At 70.5% G+C, this 19,328-nt stretch carries 15 protein-coding genes; 10 read left to right on the forward strand and 5 right to left on the reverse strand.

All coding sequences use genetic code 11. The features are described 5' to 3' along the window. Positions 1 to 6: 6 nt before the first annotated feature. Entirely contained in the window at positions 7 to 720 is a 714-nt protein-coding gene (locus ACRWNM_RS01730) for an ESX secretion-associated protein EspG (protein WP_431962710.1), read from the reverse strand. A 218-nt stretch (positions 721 to 938) separates the two neighbouring features. Here ACRWNM_RS01730 and ACRWNM_RS01735 point away from each other — a divergent pair, with 218 nt between their 5' ends. Genes ACRWNM_RS01735 through ACRWNM_RS01770 form a run of 8 tightly spaced genes read left to right on the forward strand, consistent with a single transcriptional unit; the run spans position 939 to position 12,140 of the window. Beyond that, positions 939 to 3,659: a phosphoenolpyruvate synthase gene (locus ACRWNM_RS01735; RefSeq protein ID WP_431962712.1), complete on the forward strand. Its 2,721-nt coding sequence runs from the start codon at positions 939 to 941 to the stop codon at positions 3,657 to 3,659. Between the two features lie 16 nt (positions 3,660 to 3,675). Next, complete coding sequence (locus ACRWNM_RS01740; RefSeq protein ID WP_431962714.1) at positions 3,676 to 7,329, forward strand: AMP-binding protein; 3,654 nt, start codon at positions 3,676 to 3,678, stop codon at positions 7,327 to 7,329. After that, a complete protein-coding gene (locus ACRWNM_RS01745; RefSeq protein ID WP_431962716.1) occupies positions 7,326 to 7,595 on the forward strand; it encodes an acyl carrier protein in 270 nt (89 codons plus the stop codon). The genes ACRWNM_RS01740 and ACRWNM_RS01745 overlap by 4 nt, the downstream gene beginning before the upstream one ends. Further along, the gene (locus ACRWNM_RS01750; protein WP_431962718.1) at positions 7,588 to 8,679 is read left to right on the forward strand and encodes an SDR family oxidoreductase; all 1,092 of its coding nucleotides are present in this window, start codon (positions 7,588 to 7,590) and stop codon (positions 8,677 to 8,679) included. Before ACRWNM_RS01745 ends, ACRWNM_RS01750 begins: the two co-directional genes overlap by 8 nt. After that, positions 8,676 to 9,608, forward strand: coding sequence for a nucleoside-diphosphate kinase (locus tag ACRWNM_RS01755; RefSeq protein WP_431962720.1), 933 nt, complete (start codon positions 8,676 to 8,678; stop codon positions 9,606 to 9,608). Before ACRWNM_RS01750 ends, ACRWNM_RS01755 begins: the two co-directional genes overlap by 4 nt. After that, positions 9,605 to 10,591, forward strand: a complete 987-nt coding sequence (locus ACRWNM_RS01760; RefSeq protein WP_431962722.1) for a ScbA/BarX family gamma-butyrolactone biosynthesis protein — start codon at positions 9,605 to 9,607, stop codon at positions 10,589 to 10,591. The genes ACRWNM_RS01755 and ACRWNM_RS01760 overlap by 4 nt, the downstream gene beginning before the upstream one ends. Continuing rightward, positions 10,588 to 11,208: a nitroreductase family protein gene (locus tag ACRWNM_RS01765; protein WP_431962724.1), complete on the forward strand. Its 621-nt coding sequence runs from the start codon at positions 10,588 to 10,590 to the stop codon at positions 11,206 to 11,208. The genes ACRWNM_RS01760 and ACRWNM_RS01765 overlap by 4 nt, the downstream gene beginning before the upstream one ends. Beyond that, a complete protein-coding gene (locus ACRWNM_RS01770) occupies positions 11,184 to 12,140 on the forward strand; it encodes a hypothetical protein (RefSeq protein WP_431962726.1) in 957 nt (318 codons plus the stop codon). The genes ACRWNM_RS01765 and ACRWNM_RS01770 overlap by 25 nt, the downstream gene beginning before the upstream one ends. Positions 12,141 to 12,143: 3 nt before the next feature. Here the strand turns inward: ACRWNM_RS01770 and ACRWNM_RS01775 are convergent, their stop codons facing one another. From ACRWNM_RS01775 to ACRWNM_RS01785, 3 genes are all read right to left on the reverse strand, one after another. Beyond that, positions 12,144 to 12,326 (reverse strand): hypothetical protein, encoded by a 183-nt coding sequence (locus tag ACRWNM_RS01775; RefSeq protein WP_431962728.1) that lies wholly within the window; start codon positions 12,324 to 12,326, stop codon positions 12,144 to 12,146. A gap of 30 nt (positions 12,327 to 12,356) precedes the next feature. After that, positions 12,357 to 13,457 (reverse strand): methyltransferase, encoded by a 1,101-nt coding sequence (locus ACRWNM_RS01780; protein ID WP_431962730.1) that lies wholly within the window; start codon positions 13,455 to 13,457, stop codon positions 12,357 to 12,359. A 178-nt stretch (positions 13,458 to 13,635) separates the two neighbouring features. Next, positions 13,636 to 16,260, reverse strand: coding sequence for a cytochrome P450 (locus ACRWNM_RS01785; RefSeq protein WP_431962732.1), 2,625 nt, complete (start codon positions 16,258 to 16,260; stop codon positions 13,636 to 13,638). Between the two features lie 68 nt (positions 16,261 to 16,328). Here ACRWNM_RS01785 and ACRWNM_RS01790 point away from each other — a divergent pair, with 68 nt between their 5' ends. Next, positions 16,329 to 17,609: a glycosyltransferase gene (locus tag ACRWNM_RS01790; protein WP_431962734.1), complete on the forward strand. Its 1,281-nt coding sequence runs from the start codon at positions 16,329 to 16,331 to the stop codon at positions 17,607 to 17,609. A gap of 76 nt (positions 17,610 to 17,685) precedes the next feature. After that, a complete protein-coding gene (locus tag ACRWNM_RS01795) occupies positions 17,686 to 18,441 on the forward strand; it encodes an ABC transporter permease (RefSeq protein ID WP_431962735.1) in 756 nt (251 codons plus the stop codon). A gap of 6 nt (positions 18,442 to 18,447) precedes the next feature. On the opposite strand, the gene ACRWNM_RS01800 is transcribed toward ACRWNM_RS01795, so the two are convergent. Next, a complete protein-coding gene (locus tag ACRWNM_RS01800) occupies positions 18,448 to 19,209 on the reverse strand; it encodes a MerR family transcriptional regulator (protein WP_431962737.1) in 762 nt (253 codons plus the stop codon). Positions 19,210 to 19,328: the final 119 nt, after the last annotated feature.

Below are 19,328 nucleotides of genomic sequence, written 5' to 3' on the forward strand. Positions count from 1 at the left end.
GACCGCTCACCTGGCCTGTGCCGGAATGCGTTTCTGGAGTTGTGTGGCGATCTGCTCCGGCGAGGCAGGCACGATGTGCACCGTGTCGCCTGCTTTGATCAGATAACGCCCGTCGCCCTGGACATCGATCCAGGTGTAGTGGATCGCGGGGACTGGTTCGTCCCGGTCCAGCCGCGCTTCGATGCGCAGGTGTCCCTCGGCGGTGTGCGGCTTGAGCAACAGCCTGCGGATGAGGGTCGCGGCGGGCTGGGCGGCGACGACGGTCTCGGTGTCGCGGACCGCGGCGGCGGTGGCGGCGCGGGCGGGTTCGCGCCCGGCGGGTGTTCTCGGCAGCAGCGTGGCGATGCGGCTGCCGAGCTTGCTCGCGTGCCCGATCGAGATGCGCACGCGGCCGCCGAAATCGGCGCGGGCGCCGGGTTCCTGGACGGCGAGCACCGCGCGGTCGTACACCGTGCAGGCCAGCAGGCGCAGTTCGGTGTTCGGGGTGTGCGCGCCGCCGATGGCGACGATCCTGGTGTGCGGTTCGGCGAGGATTCGCAGGCAAGCCGACAGATCAGGGTCGGCGCCGAGCGGCAGGCGCTGGTTCAGCTGCGCGCGAAGCGCCTCGGCCTCGTGTTCGGTGCGCGGCGTCTCCAGGATGCGCAGCGGGTACGGGTGACGATCCACCGCTGTTTCCCGCCAGACGTGGGCGAACTCGTCCGGGGTGAACGTCCAACCCACGCCGAATCACTCCTCACCGAACCCACGAACTGCCCGCAGCATATCGGTGTCACGCGCCGCGCGACGAACTGTTCGGGAACTGGTACCACTGGATCAGGGGCTAACGCCAAGCCGACAACTCGGATATATCCAGACAAACCCTTGGTTTTCGCGTGGCCGATACCGAGCCCGGGGCGCCCGGCTCCGGCGCGTCGATCAGGGGCGATGGGAGAGATGCCGTGCAGGTACTCGGGTCGTGGGACGAACTGGCGACGATCGTCGCGCGGGCGGGCGGCAAGGCGCGCGGATTGCACGCCGTACAGAACGGCGGCTTCCGCGTTCCGGAGTGGGTGGCGCTCGGGACCGACGCGTTCGAGCGCTTTCTCGCCGAACACGGACTGGCCGAGCGGGTTTCCGCGATCGGCGCGGCGGACGACCTGGAGCGCGCGCTGGCGCTGGGCGCAGAACTGCGCGCCGCGATCGAATCCGCGCCGCTGCCCGCCGAGCTGCGGGAACTGATCGCCGACGGGTACGCCAGGATCGGCGGCGGGCCGATCGCGGTGCGCTCCTCGACGGTTGCCGAGGACGGCGCCGAGCACTCCTACGCGGGACAGTTCGACTCCTTCCTCAACGTCAACGGGGTCGCCGCGGTGGCCGACCGGGTGCGGGACTGCTGGGCGTCCGCCTTCTCCGAGCGGTCGATACGGTACGCCTTCGCGCGGGCGCTTCCGGTCGGCGGCGCGCCGGGCGTGGTGCTGCAACGGCTGGTGGCGGCACGGGCCGGCGGCGTGCTGTTCACCGCTAATCCCAGCACCGGCGCGCCCGGTGAACTGGTGATCAGCGCGGTGTACGGCCTCGGCGAGGGCCTGGTGTCCGGTGCGGTGGACGCGGACACGGTGACCGTCGAGAAGGCGACCGGCGCCGTGCTGGACACGGTCGTCGGCGACAAGGAGAGCCGCTACACCCCCGCCGCGGAGCAGGGGTGCGAGGTCGGCGAGGTGGCGGCGGCGCTGCGCGAGCGCGCCGTGCTCACCGACGCCGAGATCGCCGAGCTGGCGGAACTCGGTCGCAAGATCGAAATCGTTTGCGGCGCACCGCAGGACATCGAGTGGGCGCTCGACGACGTGGGATTGTGGGTACTCCAGTCCCGCCCGATCACCACCGAACTGCGGCCCGCGAACACACCGGACGCACTGCTGCGCGGCGCGGGTGAGCGGCTCGCGCCCGGCGAACTGCGGATCTGGGACAACTCGAACATCATCGAGAGTTTCAGCGGCATCACCTCCCCGCTGACCTACACCACCGCCGCGGACATCTACGGTCGCGTGTACCGCGGCTACGCCGCCTCGCTGCGGGTGCCGACCGCCCAGCTGCGGCAGACCGACACGTGGACTCCGGTGCTGCTCGGCTACTTTCACGGCCGGGTGTACTACAACCTGCTGCACTGGTACCGGATGGTGGGCATCGCGCCGGGCTACCCGCTCAATCGCCGGGTGCTGGAGGCCGCGCTCGGGGTGGCCGAGCCGCTGGCCGAGGATCTCGCGAAGACATTGCGGCCCTTCGTCTTCCGCAACCCGCTCGCCCGCCTGCGCTCCCGCGCGGTGACCACGGCGACCTATCTGCGCCGGCTGTTCGGCATCGACGTCATGGTCGACGACTTCCTCGCCGAGTTCTACCGCGTCTACGACGAATACGACGGACTCGACTACGCGTCGCTGTCCGGCGAAGAGGCCTATGTCGCCTACCGCAGGGTCGATCGCGATCTCGTCGAGCGGTGGGGCCCGCTGATGGTGCTCGACGCGATCCTGCTGACCTGTACCGGCCTGCTCTACGCGCTGACCAAAGCGTTGCTACCGAAGGCGCCCGAGTGGTTCCTCTACGCGGTCGTCGGGCCCGGCGCCGACGTCGAATCGGCCGAGCCCGCCCGCGCGATGACCGCGCTCGCCAGGACGGTGGACGCGGATCCGGAGCTGACGGCGCTGGTGCGGTCGACCCCGCCGGACCGGCTGTTCGCCGCACTGGCCGATCATCCCGGCTTCGGCGCCGAGGTGGACGCCTACCTGGACCGCTACGGCTACCGCAGCCTGGACGAACTGAAGCTGGAGACGCCGGATCTGCGTGAGGACCCCTCGGGGCTGTTCATCATGCTGCGCAGCGCGCTCGGCCGGGTGCACGAGGCGGCCGCGCCGTCGGATCGGGGCGACGAGGCGGAGGCTTATCTCGACGCCCATGTGCGCGGCGCACGCCGCCGGGTCTACGAGCGCCTGCGGGGCAAGGTGTCGCGGTGCGCCGCCCATCGCGAGCGCCTGCGGTTCTGCCGCACCAGGGCTTTCGGCATGGTGAAGCGGATGATCCGGGCGATGGGCCGGGATCTGGCGGAACGCGGCGTGCTGGACGAGTTCGCCGACGTGTTCCACCTGACGGTGGACGAACTGCGCGGCTGCTACGAGGGCGCCGACACCGGTCCGTTGCGCGCGCTGGTCGCCGCCCGCAAGGCGCAGTGCGCCGCCGACGCCGAGCTGGTCGCGCCCGCGCGGTTCGTCACCAGGGGTGGCGCGTTCGGTCGGGCGGAACTGGCCGCGCAGGGCTGGGTGCCGGTCCGTGAGATGCCCGCGGCGGCGGTGGGCACCGTCCTCGGCGGCACGCCGTCGGCGGCGGGAATCGTGGAAGGCGACGCGGTGGTCGTCGGCGAGCCGGGCGATGTCGCGGGCGGCATCCTGGTGGCCTACCGGACCGACCCCGGCTGGGTCGCGGCGCTGCCCTCGGCGTCGGCGCTGGTGATCGAGCGCGGCAGCCCGCTGACCCACGTGGCGATCGTGGCGCGCGAGCTCGGGGTGCCGACCGTCGTTCAGGTCAAGGACGTCACGAAGAGAATACGGACCAGTATGCGAATTCGGGTGGACGGAACGGCCGGAACGGTTACTGTGCTGTCCGAAGGAGATCACCGCGATGGTATCTGACAAAGATGTTGCGGCCGTGCGAGATTGGCTCCTGCGGCCGGCGCGGGAGACGGGCGTCCACCTGGCCGACGAGGCCGACGGCTGGGAGTTTCGCAGCTATCACGAACTCGCCGAGCAGTCGTGGTCCATCGCCGCGCTGATGCGGGAACACGGACTCGCGGGCGGCGCGGGCGCCTGCGTGATCATGCCCACCGGATTCGCCTGCACCGCAGCCTTTTACGCGGTCTGGGCCTGCGGCGGTGTGTTCACGCCGATCGCGCCGCCCATGTTCGGCGATCTCGACCAGATCGTCGCGCACATCGCCGCCATCCTCGCCGCCGCCGAGCCGCGGCTGGTCGTGACCTCGCCGGAATTCGAGGACCTGGTGCGCCGGGCGGCGGTCGCCGCCGATCGGACCGACGAGCCGCTGGTGATCGGGGCACGGCGGCCGCAGGCGCCCGTCCGGCGCGAACTGGGCGCACCAGCGGACTGCGCGTTGTTGCAGTTCACCTCGGGTTCGACCGGCACGCCGCGCGGGGTGCGGGTCAGCTGGCGCAATTTGGCGAACAACATCGCCATGATCTCCCGGCTCGTCGACTGGCGTCCCGGCGAGGCCATGGTGTCGTGGCTGCCGCTCTACCACGATATGGGCCTGGTCGGCGCGTTCCTGACGACCGTCACGAACCAAGGCGATCTCTACCTGATGCGCCCGGACCAGTTCGTCCGCGACCCGGCTCGTTGGCTGCGCGCGATGGCCTCGGCCCAGCACACGCCCTCGCCGTCGTTCGCGTTGGGCTATGTGGCGCACCGCGTCCGGCCGGAGGAGATCGCCGATCTGGACCTGTCCGCTTGGCGCACTCTGGCCGTCGGCTCCGAGCCGGTGGAGGTGGCCGACCTGCAGGCGTTCGCCGAGCTCACCCGCCCCCGCGGATTCTCGACGGACGCCTACACCCTGGCCTACGGACTGGCCGAGGCCACGCTCATGGTGACCTCCTCGGCCCGGCGACGGCCGATCACCGCGCTGCGCCTCGATACGCCGAATCTGCGCTTCGGCCAACCGGTTCGGGTGCTGACCGAGGCGACCCTGGACGACGCCCACCGGGTCGAGGGCTCGGGGTGGATCACCGGCCTGGGGTTTTCGACACCGGAATCGACCGTCCGCGCGGTGAACGAGGCGGGGCGCGAGCTGCCCGACGGCGTGCTCGGCGAACTAGTGGTCGTCGGCGATTCGGTGGCCATGGGCTACACCGGGGACGACGACGGCGGCGCGACCCGGATCCGGGACGGCGAGCTCCGCACCGGCGATGCCGGATTCCTGTACCGCGGTGAGGTTTTCGTGCTCGGAAGGATGGGCACCAGCCTCAAGGTGCGCGGGCGCTCGGTGTTCATGGAAGACATCGAATCCCGGGTGGCGGGGGAGACCGGTCTCACCAAAGGCAAACTGGCCGCTGTCGCGCTCACCGAAATAGGCGCACCGGGCATCGCGCTGTTCGCCGAAGCCCCCTCCGGCGACTGGATAGCTCAGGCGCACAGGGTGATTCGCGGTGAGCTCGGCCCCGCCGCCGCGATCACCATCGTCACGGGTCCTCGGGGCACCATCCGGCGCACGTCCAGTGGTAAGCCGCGCCGCCGCCACCTGTGGCAGCTGTTCCGGGACGGCGAACTCACTGGGGTGGAAGTCCACGAAGCCGATGGAACAACCGCACTGACCGCCGCCGCGCAGCCCGGATCCGCTGCCCCCGAAGACCGCCGATCCGCAGACGCGGACGGCGCGGCGCCGGACGGCCCGCGATCGATGGTGTCCCGCGCCGAGCGCACGGAGGACGTTCGGCCATTGGCATCCGCCGAGCCGGTGCCCGCCCTGCCGACCGAGCGCGTGCGTCGACTCCTCGATTCCGCGCTGGAAAGTATTGCACTGCACGATGATTCGGCGGTGCTGTTCGAAGGATCGCTGGCCGAAGGCTTCGGCAACGAAGGCTCCGACGTGGACTTCCTCGCGGTCGTCCCCGGAAGCGAGGACCTGCCGACCTTGCCGACGGTCCTGTTCATCGACGGTCGCCGCGTGGAGGTCCGCACCCGCTCGGTGGCACAGCTGCGACGTCAGCTCGGTCAGGCGGCCGCGGGCGATCCGGCGGCGCTGAACGAGGATCTGCTCAACCGCTGCCAGCGTTTCCTGCGCGCCACGGTGGCCCGGCCCGGCGCGGTGGACATCGACGGCTTGCGCGCGCTGCTTCCGCACGACGACTTCCGAACTCGGATGTCGGAGTGGTGGACGGCCCGCGCGGTGCAGGCGCTGCGTTATGCCGCGGCGCTGCGCACGCTGCGCGCGCACGACGAGGCGAGCGAATGGGCCCGCGACGGACTGCTGCAAGCCATGAAGGCGTGGGCGGCCCGCCGTGGCGAGACCTATCTCGAGACCAAATGGCTGCCGAGCCAGCTCGATCGCATCGGCCCTCGCGATGTCATCGACCGCTACCGGGAGCTGAGCGACCCCGGGACGTGGACCTTCGAGACCCTCCGAGGGGACAACGGTGACGCCATGCCCGAGCCGACGACCAATGGACACCGCACAGTCGAGCCGGACTCGTTGTCCGCCACAGCATCCGGATCGGCACAGGCGGTGTCGCACCCTGACACCCCGGCCTTCCTCCCGGACTCCCGAGCGCGCCGCGCGGCCGAAGACACGACCTGGCGGCCGCTCTGGCAACTGGTTGCCGATCTCGGCATCGAGGAAACGACCGACGACCCGCACCGCATCCTGTTCGCCCGCCGCCCCGGCGTGACGACGTGGACCATCGGCGGCCGGGTGCACGTCGTCCGCCACGACCGCGACGTCTTCGCGCTCTCGGACGACGCTGCCCGCGCCTGGCGATCGGTGGTCTTCAAGCATTCCCTGCGCGACGTCCTTGCCCACGCCCCACGCGACATCACCACGGAACTGGCCGAATTCGTGCGACTCGGCCTGGTCGGGTTGCAGTGGCGCGGCGCGGGCCCGATCGAACCCGCGCTCGCCATGTGCAAGCCCGTCGCGCCCTACACGCCGGTGCCGAGCGCGCACCGGCCCGCGCTGGGACTGACCGGCGCGGCCCGCGACGACGCGATCGTCACCCTCGCGCCGCTGCCCGCGCGCCGCTTCACCGAGTGCGCACTGCACCTGGTGTGGTCGAACATCGTGCTGGAGAACGCCAGGGAGGATCTGGCTGGCGCGGTGAAGAACGGGCAGGGTGGTGTCGCCGATATCGCCGCGCATCGCATGGTCGCCATGGCGGTGCGGGTCTTGCTGTCCGCCTTCGGCGTTCATCCGCTGCCCGCCGACGTGGCGCCGGTCGCCACGGTCGCGCGCTCGGTGCCGCCGGGCACGCGGCGGCGCGCGGAGGTGCTGGCTCGGCTCGATGCCGCACGCCGGGTGCGGTTCTCGGAACTACTGCGCGGCGGCGACACTGTGGCGGGGCTGGCGACCCTAGACGATTTCGTCGCGTTGGTGCGCGAGGTGGCGGGCGGCGCCGATTCGGCGCTCGTCTTCCCCGCCTCGTTCGACTCGCGCGAACAGTGGCGGCGCACCCTCGCGATCGGCTACGACTGGCTGCGGCTGGCCGCCTACCTGAACACCGACCTGCCTCTCGACGAGGCTCGCGACCTGCTCACCACCGGTGGCCACCAGCCCCATCTCCGGGAAAGCGAACCCTCATGACCGCCGTCGCCGACACCACCCTGGCCGCCCGGGCGCGACGCCTCGTCCACACCATGGCGCCGCAACCGCCCGCCGACCTCGCCGACGAGCACCGCCTCGTGGAAGATCTCGGCTTCGACTCGCTGCGCCTGATGGAGCTGACCGTGGCGTTGGAGCGGGCTTTCGAGCTACCGAGGCAACGTCCGGAGGACCTCGTCGGGGTCCGCCGGGTCGGCGAGGTGATCGCGCTGGTCGTGGGCGCATCACGGGGGAACGGTCATGGGTGAGCGCGAGACCGTGCTGGTCACCGGTGCGACCGGCCTGGTCGGCGCCGAGGTGGTCGCTCGGCTCTCGGCCGCGAGCAGGCCGGTCGCCGCGGTGCTGCACAGCAACGCCGAGATCGTCCGCAACGACGGCACGGTCCTGGAGGCGGGCACGCCGGTGGCGGGTGACATCCGCCGCCCCGGCTTCGGCCTGTCGGCGCGCGACACGGCCGACCTGGCCGAGCGCGTGGGCGTGATCGTGCACTGCGCGGCCACCACCGCCTTCGACGCGCCCGCCGCCGACTACGACGAGCTCAACGTGCGCGGCGCAGAACACGCGATCGCCTTGGCGCTGGAGTGGGATGTGCCGCTGGTGCACGTCAGCACCGCGTACGTGTGCGGGATGCGCGGAGGGACGGTCCGCGAGGACGAGCTCGACGTCGGCCAGTCGTTCGGAAACGGCTACGAGCGCAGCAAGTTCCGCGCCGAACAAATGGTGCGTGCGGCAGACGAGCAGGGACTCCAGTGGGCGATCGTGCGGCCCGGCATCGTCACGGGCGCTGTGTCCACCGGGGAGATCCGCGAATACAAGAACCTTTACACCGTCGTGAAGCTGATGGTCGAGGGCAAGCTGCGGACCCTGCCCGGCCGCTACGACGCCACGCTGGCGCTGGCGCCGGTCGACCACGTGGCCGACGTGATCGCTGCGGCCGTACTGGATTTCGACTCGGCGAGGTACCGCACGCTGCACGCGCTCGGTCGCGACGCGCTCTCGCTGCGCGAGGTGTCCGACGTGCTGGCCGAGTACCCGTCCTTCGAGGTGGCGACCTTCGTGCCGGAATCGGCGTTCGCCGAGGACGATCTGGATCCGGTCGAGCGCGAGTACTACCGCCGGATCGGCGCGCTCTACACCAGCTACTTCGTGCGCAGGCTCGACTTCGACACCACCGGCGCCGAAATACTGCTCGGCCGCCCCGCGCCGCCCACCGGCAAGGAGTACCTGCGCCTGCTGCTGGACTACTGCCTGGAATCCGGCTACCTCGGCGTTCCGCTGCCTTCGATCGACGAAGTGTTGGCCGCCAACGGTTTCGGCGGAGTGCCGCGATGACGGCGACGCCACTGGATCGAGGCGGCGCGTCGCTGCACGCGCTGCTCGCCGAGCTGACGCCCACCGCCGCCAAGATCGACGCCTACGCGGACGACACGTACGTGCAGGAGGCCGTCGAACAGCTCGAGCGCCTCGGCATCGATCCGGTCGGCTTCGCCAGGCAGCACTCGTTGCTGTTGCTCAAACCGGACGCGATCGTGGCGCGCGCCATCGAACCGACCCTGCAATGGCTGCCCGCCAACGGTTTCCGCGTCGTCGCGGCGCACCGGATGCGGGTGAACCGGCACTTGGTGCGCGCGCTGTGGTACTTCGCGTGGAACATCGCCTCGCCCGAGCGCAGGCGGCTGGCCGATCTGCTGATCGGCATCTCGGAGGTGCTGGTGCTGGTGGTGCACGGCACAGACGACGCGCTGCCGGTGCCGATCCGCCTCACCGAGGGCAAGGGCGCCACCGATCCGCGCGAACGCAAACCCGGCGAACTCCGTTACGTGCTCGGCAGGCACAACTTCCTGCTGAACCTGGTGCACACCCCCGACGATCCGGCCGACGTGCTGCGCGAACTGGCCGTCTACTTCGATGAGGACACCCGCGCGGATCTGCTCGGGCAAGCGGCGGCGCGGGTGGACCGCACCGCGGCGGTCAGCGCGTTGGCCGCCGATCTGTACGCGAGTGTCCCGGTGCGCAGCTTCGACCGCGACGACGCGCTGCGCTCGATCCTGGACGCGCTGCGCCGCGCCGGAATCGACGCGGGCCCGGCCGAAGACGCGGACGGTGCGCGGCTGCTGTATTCGGCGTGGGCCGCGGGCGCGGAGCTGGATCCCTGGTCGGTCCTGGTGCTCGGGTCCTATGTGCTTCCGATGCGGGTCGGCTCGCAGCGCCAGACGCTGCCGCCGGTGGCCGCGCGAGAATGGTTGGAGGGCCGATCGTGACAACACCCGCGGCAGTCGAGAAGACCGCCACGCACAACCGCACCATCCCCAGGCAGCAGGCGCACCGCTGCGCGGTCTCGGAGGTGTTCGTCACCTCACTGGACGCCATCGGGCCCGACGCCTTCCTGGTCGGTGCGCAACTACCTCGCATGCATGCCTATTACGGCGACCACGCCGGATCGCTCGGCATGCGTCACGACCCACTGGTGGTGATGGAGGCAGCGCGGCAGGCGGCGATCGCCTCGACCCACGAGTTCTACGGCGTGCCCGCGGATATGGCGTTCATCGTGCGGACCTTCAACGGCACCGGCTCGGACACCCCGGCGTGGGAGATCGGCATCGCACCCGCCGATCTGGTGATGCAGGTGCGGGTACCGCGCAGGCATCGCCGCGGCGAGGCATTGCAGGGCTTGGACATGGTGCTGGAGATCTTCTCCGGCGGCGAGCCGATGCTCACCGTGGACGGTTCGTTCTCCTGGACGACGCCGAGGCAGTGGGCCGCGCTGCGTGATCAATTCCGAGAGAGCCTGGGAATCGGCGCCTTTCACGGGGCGGCGGCGCTGGGCGAGCGCGCCGAGGCGGCCGTGGTCGGCCGGGAGAACCGGCGCAATGTCGTGATCGCGGCCCCGGAAAGGGACGGTCGCGTCGCCCGTGCCGCCCTCGTCCCCGATCTGTCCCATCCGTTCCTGTTCGATCACCAGCTCGACCACGTGCCGGGCAGCCTGCTGATCGAGGCGTGCAGGCAGACCGCGCTGAGCATGGTGCTGCGCGACCAGCCCCGATTGGTCTGTCTGGCAAGCACCTTCGACCGGTTCGTGGAACTGGATCTGCACGCCGAGTGCGTCGCCGAGATCACCGAGCCCGGCCTCGACACCACCGTCGTGCACTGCGAGATCCGGCAGGCCGGCGCCGTCGCGGCCTGCGTCGACCTCGAATTTGACGCGGACGCTTTGGATTCCGAGTCACTCGCGGACCCACGATGAACGCCGCCGAGCTGCTGCGGACGACCCGCGCGTTCCGCAGACGACTCGACCTCACCCGCCCCGTGGACCGCGCCGAGCTGCTGGACTGCCTCGACACCGCCGCACACGCGCCGAGCGGCACCAACCGGCAGCCGTGGCGCTTCCTCGTCGTCCAGGACCCGCGCACCCGGCAGCAGATCGCGGAGTTCTACCGCAAGGGTTTCGCGGCGTACCTGTCCGCCCGCACCCCGCGACCCGATCAGCTCGGCGACCTAGCCTCCGGCCAATACCTGGCCGAACGCATGCACGAGGTGCCCGCGCTGGTGCTGGCGTGCTCGCTGGGCCGCCCGCCCGCGACCGGTTCGGCGCTGCACCTGGCCAGCTTCTACGGCTCGATCTATCCGGCCGTCTGGAATTTCCTGCTCGCACTGCACGACCGGGGGCTCGGCGGCACCATGACCACCGCTCACCTGGCCTACGAGCGCGAGGTCGCCGAGCTGCTGGCCATCCCCTTCGACGAGGTCACGCAGGTCGCGCTGCTTCCGGTCGCGCACCTGCTGCCCGGCCCGCCGAAGGAGACCCCGCGCAGGCTGCCCGCGACCGAGGTCACGGCGTGGGAGCGGTGGGGCGGGGCGTGAACAGCGAGGTGCGGGCGCCGAGCCCGCTCGATTCGGTGCGGCGTCTCGCGCGCTTCACCGCCGTGATGTACAAGCCGCACTACCTGCTCTACGCCGTCGTCTTCGTGCTGGCCTTGGAGGGGACGGCGGCCCTGGTGTCCCAGCCGGAGACACCGTGGCAGCCGAGCTCGGCCACAGTTTCGCGCATCGTCGTCGTCGCCTTCGTGCTGCTGTATCTGCGGATGGTCGACGAACAGAAGGACCTGGACTACGACCGGGTGCACAATCCGGATCGGCCCCTGGTCACGGGTGCGGTGAGCACGGGCGAGCTGCGCGCGGCCATGGGCGTGCTGGCGATCGGAGCGGTCGGCGCGAGTCTCGTCCTGGCGGCGGTCTCCGGCGTGGCGATCGCGGCGGTCCTGGCGTACGGATTGTTCCTGTGGGCCGTGGAGCGGTGGTCGGCCGCGGTGCGCACCGGAATCCTGCTCAATCTCGTCGTCACGTACCCGATTCAGATCCTGATCGCAGGCTACGTGCTCATCTCGGCGATCGACACCGGAGAGGTCGCCGCCCGGTGGCAGGCGGTCGCCGCCGTGGCGATCTTCGCGGGCGCGTTCCTGCATTTCGAGTTCGCCCGCAAGACCGCACGGGAACGGCGGCCGGGGGAGCACCTGTACTCGAATCGGTGGGGGGTCACGGGTTGTGCGGTCGCGATCCTCGGGTTCGCCGTGCTCGCGGTGGCGGTCGATTCGGTTCTGGTCCAGCCGTGGGAGCGCAGCGGTGTGCGAGCCGTCGCGGCGTGGATTCCCGTGGCGCTGTTGCTGATTCCGGTGTACGGGGAATGGCGGTTCCTGCGTTCGGGCAAGCCCGAACATCCGGTCCTGCCTGCCGTAGCCTTCGTGTTCGCCCTCTACCTCGCGCTGATAGCGCAGGCGTTGGTGTGCACGACCTGAGCGTCAGCCGCCGTAGCGCCGGATGAAGTCCTGATCGGGGTCGGCGGCAGGGAGGGCGTAGTCGGACGCGCTGGGTCCGACATAGATCTCCTCGATGTGCCGCGTGGGCTCCGGCGGCTCCGGCGGCAGATGCCGCCAGTGCGCGCGCGGGTCCTCGGAACGATCGCGAGATTCGTCGTGTGCCATGGCTTCCCCCTCTGGAGCACTGCCACGATGCTACCGATCGGCCGGGTATGCTTCCAGGATATTGTCCGGTGACGCGGTCGGGATGACGCGCAGCAACGTGAAGCCATAGCGCGCCAACAGCTCTCGATAGTCCGATTCGGTCCGTTCGCGGCCCCCGGCGTTCACCAGCATCTCGATATCGATGTACTTGCCGGGATGCGGCCGATTGTGCTCGGGCAGAACCAGTTCGACGAGCAGCAGCCGCGCGTCGGGGCGCATGACGGTGCGCAGCGTGCGCAGGATCCGGCCCGCGTCCGGTTCCGGCCAATCGTGGATGATGTGCTTGAGCAGGTAGGCGTCGCCGCCTTCGGGTACGGACTCGAAGAACGATCCGGCCGTGACGGTGCAGCGATCGATCACGCCGCGTTCGGCCAGACCCGGCGCCGCGTCGGCGACCACCTCGGGCAGGTCGAACAGGATGCCGCGGGATCGCGGTGCGCGGAGCAGGATCTCGGCGAGCAGGCTGCCGTGGCCGCCGCCGACGTCGACGATGGTGTCGTAGCGCGCGAAATCGTGTGCGGCCAAGAGCGGTTCGAGGGCGAGTGTGCTGATGCTCGTCATCGCGTTGTCGAACAGCTCGCCGAGCTCGCGGTCGGTCTGCACGTAGTCGAAGAACGGCATCCCGTTCAGCGCGGGCCCCACGGGCGTGCCGGTGCGCACCGCGTCGGTGAGATGCGACCAGTGGCCGCGATGCTGGGCGGACCCGAAGAACAGGAAGGCGTCGCGCAGTGAGACCGGGTTGTCCCGGCACAGTGCCCGCGCCTGCGGGGTCAGCCGGTAGGCGCCGTCACGCCGCCGCGCGAAGATGCCGTGGCTGATCAGCAGGCGCAACAGCCGGTGCAGCGCGTCCTCGTCGGCGCCCACCGCGGTGGCCAGCTCCGAGCCCTGTCGCGGACCGTGAGCGAGCTCGTCGGCGATGCCGAGCTCGGCGGCCGTCGCGATGGCCTGCGCCAGCCAGCCGGACGTCATCATCTCCATCAGCGCGATGTGGCCGGGGACCGTTCTCCGATGTAGCACGGCCAGCGCGTCGCGAAAGCGTTCGACGGCGCGCAGCAGGGGGAGGGGCGGAATCGTGGTTCGTCCGTAGGCCATGGGCGGTCCGTTCCATCGGTCGGTCGTAGGCGCACACGCTCACCGAGCAGCGTACGTCGCCCGCCCGGTTGTTCGATGGATATGGACAGGTCCCAGCCCGGAACAACGGGATGTCGCAGCCGCACGCGTCGGTCGTGCTCTGCTACGCCGATCGTCGCCCTGGTACGCCGCGCGCCGATCATCTGTGGTGCAGCACGACCGGCAGTTTGGACGGCGAGGGCACGAAATCGAGGGTGGTCGGCCGCACCCGGTACTTCGGATCGGGCGTCGGCCGCCAGTGCGCGAACAGCGCCGCGGTGGCGAGCGTGACAGTCATGACGGCGAAGTTGTTGCCGGGACAGTGCCGCTCTCCCACGCCGAACGGCAGGATCGCCTTCTTGTCGATCTCCTCGACCCGTCCGGCGAACCACCGATCCGGATCGAAGGTTTCGGGCGCGGGGTAGTAGCGCTCGGTGTGGTGCACGAGGTACGGGCTGTACACCACCGTCGCGCCGTCGGGCAGGGTGACGTCGCCGACGGTGACCGGTCCATCGGCGGTCTGCGTGCTCACCCAGGGCCCCCAGAACCGCAACGTCTCCAGCACCACCAGCCGCAGATACGGCAGCGCGACCACGTGGTCCGAGCGGACCGGCGCGGTGCCGACGAAATCGTCCAGTTCTCTGCGCAATTCGTCACCGACCTCGCGGTTGCGCATGGTCTCGTGCCAGACCCAGGCCATGATCGAAGCCGTCGAGCCGACGCCCGCCGCCAGCATCAGGATCAGCTCGTCGACGATCTCCTCGTCGGACAGACGCGCACCGGTCTCTGGGTCGGTGTGGCGGACCAGCGCCGAGAGCACGTCGTGGAAATCCCGGTCGGCCCTGCGGTATTCGGCGACCACCGCACCGATCTGCGCCCGTAGCGCGGCGGACTTCGCGGCGAAGCGGCGATTCGCGACGACCCGGACCCGCCGGACCGGCGGCGGCAGCGCGGCCCGCTGGATCACCTGACCGAGCAGCCACGGAATGTTCTCGCGTACTTCGCGTTTCGCCGCCGCGCCGAAATCGGCGGTGAACAGGGTGGCCGAGATGATGTCCAGCACCAGCCGGTGCGCCTCGTTCACCAGGTTCAGCTCGCGATCGGCGGGAAGGGCGTCGGCCCACGCGTTGACCAGCTCCGCGGCGACGGTGGTGTACTCGGCGAGCCTGCGCCTGCGCAGCGCCGGGGCGATCATGCGGCGGCGCAGTTCGTGCGGTGTGCCGCTGAGCACGTTCGAGGCGCCGTGGATGACCTCGTGCATCGCCTCCCGCAGCTCCTCGCGATGGAACGACCCGGCCTCGCCGAAGCCGACCTCGCGAATCAGTTCGGGCGTCGTCAGGACATAGGCGGGGCGCGGGCCGAGGTAGATGCGCACGATCGGCCCGATCTCGGCCAGCCTGGCGACGAACGGCAGCCCGCCGCGCAACGCGGCGAGGCTGTGACCGAGCAGCGGGAGACGACCGGGAGCGGTGGGGATGGCCGCCTGCGCCGAAGCGCGGTCGGCGCCGCCCGTCAGGTCGGTGTATTCGGCGACGATCCGATCGGTCAGCCGCGACTGCCGAGCCGTGTCGGCATACTCGCTCAGGACCTTTCGCATCGGAATCAGCCGCGCCGGATCGGCGGCCAGATCGCGCAGGGTGGCGGCGATCGACTCGACCGAGGGGGCCGATGTCCGCACACCGCCGCCCGGCGGCACAGTCTCCGCGAGATCGGGATCGCAGTAGACCACCGGCAGCTCCATGGCGACGGCCTCCAGCAGCGCCATGCCCTGGGTGTCGAATCCCGTCGAGGGGAAGAGCAGTACGTCGTGCGCCGCCATCGCGGTGAGGCAATCGAGCTGAGGCACGCCGCCGTGCAGCCGGACGCGGTCCGCGAGTCCGCCCGCCTCGATCGCGGCGTGGGCCGCGGCCTCCAGATCTCCGGTGCCGTATATGTCCAGCGTGCAGCCCGGCGTTCGGCGGACGGCTTCGAGGGCTTCCAGCAGTCGCTTCTCCGGCGACAACCGTCCACACCACAGCACACGAAGGGGCGCTGCGTGTTTCGCGCTACTACCGGTGAAAGGTGCTGAGGTTTCGCTTGTTTCGCCGCTGCTCCCGGCGGCGTCGGTCGCCGACGGCGCGATCGCGGCCGCGGCGCGGGCGGCATCGAGCAGTGCGTCGTCGATACCGTTGGAAATCACCCGAATCGGGCGGTCCAACCCGTGCGCGCGGAACCGGTCGGCGAAGTGTTCGGTCGGCACGATCACCCGGTCGGCGGCGCGCGCGTGGTTCACCATCGTGTGCCAGGCGTGCCGTGCCGCGCGAGATTCCTCGTTGTGCGACAACGATTCCCGGTGCGCGACGAAGCGGCCGTGCAGCACCCGCACGGCGAGCGCGGACAGGTACGGCGTCGGCGAGGTGTGCTGGATGAACGCGTCGTCGCGGCTGTGCACCGTCTGCACGACCGGAATCCCGTGGCGGCGCGCGGCGCGCAGCCCGGCGATCGCGACACCGTAGGTGGTGTGCAGATGCACGACGTCGACCGGACCGCGGTCGGCGAAGGCCGCGTCGATGCGGCGACTGTTCTCCGGCGTCGGCAGCACCATCGCGAATCCGTTCACCCGCACGCCCGCGAGTGCCGAAAGGACCACCAGGTCCGAGTCGGGTTCGGTAGATTCCGGCGTGGGTGCGGCGAACACCGTGACCCGGTGACCGGCCCGTGCCAGACCGCGCCGCAGGGCGTTCACCGATGTCTGGATTCCGCCGAGAGTGGCGGGATGGAAGTCGGTGAACAACGCGACGTGCATGGCCACCACCGTACGGACGCAGGAGGTCCGATGAGGGAGAATCGCGCCGACCGGCGGGAGGCGACGGCATGAAGGTGGCGATACCGCTGACCGGCACGCGCGGGGACGTGCAACCCGCGGTGGCGCTCGGTCTGGAACTGCGCCGCCGCGGCCACGAGGTGACCGTCGGCGCTCCGCCCAATCTCATCGATTTCACCGCGCGCACCGGGCTGACCGCGATCCCGTGCGGTCCGGACGTGCAGCAGCTGTACGCCTCCGACGAGGGGCAGCGCGCACTGGCCGCGGGCAGCAGTTTCCGGTTGATGCAGCTGGTCGGCAAGCAGATGGCCGATTACGCCGAGCGGATGAACCGGGAGGTCGTCGAGGTCTGCCGGGACGCCGACATCATCGTCTCCACGTTGCTCACCGAGGATCGGGCCGCGTCGGTGGCCGAGGCGATGGGGGTGCCGATGGTGACCATGCACGGATTCCCCGGCCGCAAGAACGGGGCGTACCCGTTCCCCGGCGCGCTGCCGCCGCACTGGCGTCCACCCGCCGCGGTCAACCGCGCGACCTGGGCGCTGGCCGAGAACCTGCGGCGGGTGGTCTTCCTGCGCTACCTCGACCAGCTGCGCCGCGAACTGGGCCTGCGCAGGTCGGTGGCCAGCCCGGCGGCCGTGCTGGATCGCCGCGGCGTGCCCGAGGTGCAGATCTACGATCGCGCGCTGGTGCCTGGTCTGGCCGAGGAGTGGGGTGAGCGCAGGCCGCTGGTCGGCTTCCTGCCGCTCGAGCGCTCGGCGCGCGAGGCGGTCGGTGAGCTCGCCGCCGATCACGGCGAGGTGCTGGCCTGGATCGCGGAGGGCGAGCCGCCGGTGTACTTCGGGTTCGGCAGCATGCCCATCAGAGACACGCACGCGGTGCTGGCCATCGTGGAGCAGGTCTGCGCGCGGCTCGGCAGGCGCGGGCTGGTGAGCGCGGGATGGAGCGATCTGGACGCCGCGAACGCCGAGACCGGCCCGAACGTGCGGGTCGTCGGACCGCTCGCGCACGACATCGTCTTCCCGCTGTGCGCCGCGGCCGTGCATCACGGCGGAATCGGCACCACCTTCGAGAGCCTGCGCGCAGGCCTGCCGACGCTGGTCTGCTCGGTGTCGTTCGATCAGCCGATGTGGGGCGGTCAGGTCGCACGGCTCGGAGTCGGCGCGCATCTGCCGTTCCAGCGGCTGGACGCGGAGCGGCTGACCGAAGGCGTCCGGACCCTGCTCGCACCGGAGACCAGGCAGCGGGCGAAAAGCCTGGCTGCGCGGCTGCATTCGAGCTCGGACGCGACCCGGCGCACGGCCGACATCGTCGAGCGTGCCGCGACGTGATCCTGACCGCGTCCAACGCCTTCGGTACCCGCCTGTCCAGCCCTGGCAGGACGACGCGCGCACTCGCCCGGCGCGGATGAGACGGTTGGCGGCGGCGGTCGCGGATTCCGCGGTCATGTTCCGGCGCGCGACGCGCCGTACCCTGCGCAGCCGCGACACCCTGATCGTCTCGCTGCTGCTGCCGATCCTGATCATGCTGCTGTTCGTCTACGTCTTCGGCGGCGCGATCCAGGTCGGCATGCCCTACCTCGATTATGTGCTGCCGGGAATCATCCTGCTGTGCACTGGTTTCGGCGCGTCCATTACCGCGACGGCGGTATCGACGGACATGATCTCCGGCGCTGTGGAGAGGTTCCGTACGCTGCCCGCCTTCCGGCAGGCGCTGCTCGCGGGACATGTGGGGGAGGGCGTCGTCCGTAACCTCGCTGCCGTCGGCATCGTGCTCGCGATCGCCTTCGCGCTCGGATTCCGTTCCGGCGCAGGCATGTTCGACTGGGCGGCCGCGTTCGGGCTCATCGTGTTGTTCGTGCACGCCGTCACCTGGATCGCAGTCGCGCTCGGCGTGCTGGCCAGGAGTCCGGAGGCCGCGGGCGGATTCACCTACGCCGTCATGTTCGTTCCCTACGTGAGCAGCGCGTTCGTCCCGATCGGCACCATGCCCGGCTGGCTGCGCTCGTTCGCCGAGAATCAGCCCGCCACACCGGTGATCGGCACCGTGCGCGGTCTCCTGGCGAGCGGCGGGGGAGGGCAGGCCGTCGCGGCGGTGCTGTGGTGTCTCGGGCTCACCGCCGTCGGGTACGGCTGTGCCGCGGTGCTCTACGCGCGGCGATGACGTGCGTCAGGAGCGTTTGCCGGTGCGCTTGGCTTCCCGCTCGGCGGCGGTGGCGAGATACTCGCCGAGTTCGCGGCGCAGCGTCACGTCGAGCGACCGCGCGAGGGTGGCGTGCACCGAGGCGGTGGCCAGCTCCCGCATCTTGTTCAACATCGTTGTGGTCTCGGCGATTTCGCCGCTGGTCTCGGGCAGCCAGCCCGGGCCGTGCTCGTCGATGATGTGCTGCTTGGCGGCGGTGATCATGATATGGGTGATGTCGTCGATCCGGTCGGCGACCTTGGCGTAGATCTCGATGAGGGTGCGTAGCTCCAAGCCGTATTCGTGCAGTTCGGCGAAGGAGGCCAGCAGCTGGGTGTCGGTGAACACCACGGTCTCGCCCTCGACCCGGACCAGCTTCATCTCGGTCAGCCGGTCGACCAGATCGGCGGCCTCGGCGCCGAGCAGCGTCTCGATCAGCTCGCGCGGAACCTCGAAGGTCTCGGTCTTCGCCCAGGCGGCGGTGACCGCGTGCTGGAGGCCGAGCACCTCGGTCAGGTCCTTGCCGGTCTCCCAGCTGGTGATGAAATCGGCGATGTGCGCGGTGGTGAAGCCGCGCTGCAACAGCGCGTCGATCAGCCGCAGCCGGTCCAGGTGCGTTTCGTCGTAGATGCTTGCCCTGCCGTCCTTGCCGATCGGCGGCGGCAGCAGGCCGCGCTCCTGGTAGGCGCGCACGTTGCGGGTGGTGGTGCCCGCCGCGCGGGCCAGATCGTCGATCCGATACTCGGCCACCGCGCTCACCTCCTCGCCCGCCGCGGCGCACCGGATGCCCCGGCGGCCGCGACCTTGATCGTCGAAAGAACCGAGTCTAGCGAGACGAGCCCGGCGGCACCTACGGGCGCGCGCCGGGC

This window comes from Nocardia sp. bgisy134 (assembly GCF_965341865.1).
In the GTDB taxonomy this organism is placed as follows: domain Bacteria; phylum Actinomycetota; class Actinomycetes; order Mycobacteriales; family Mycobacteriaceae; genus Nocardia.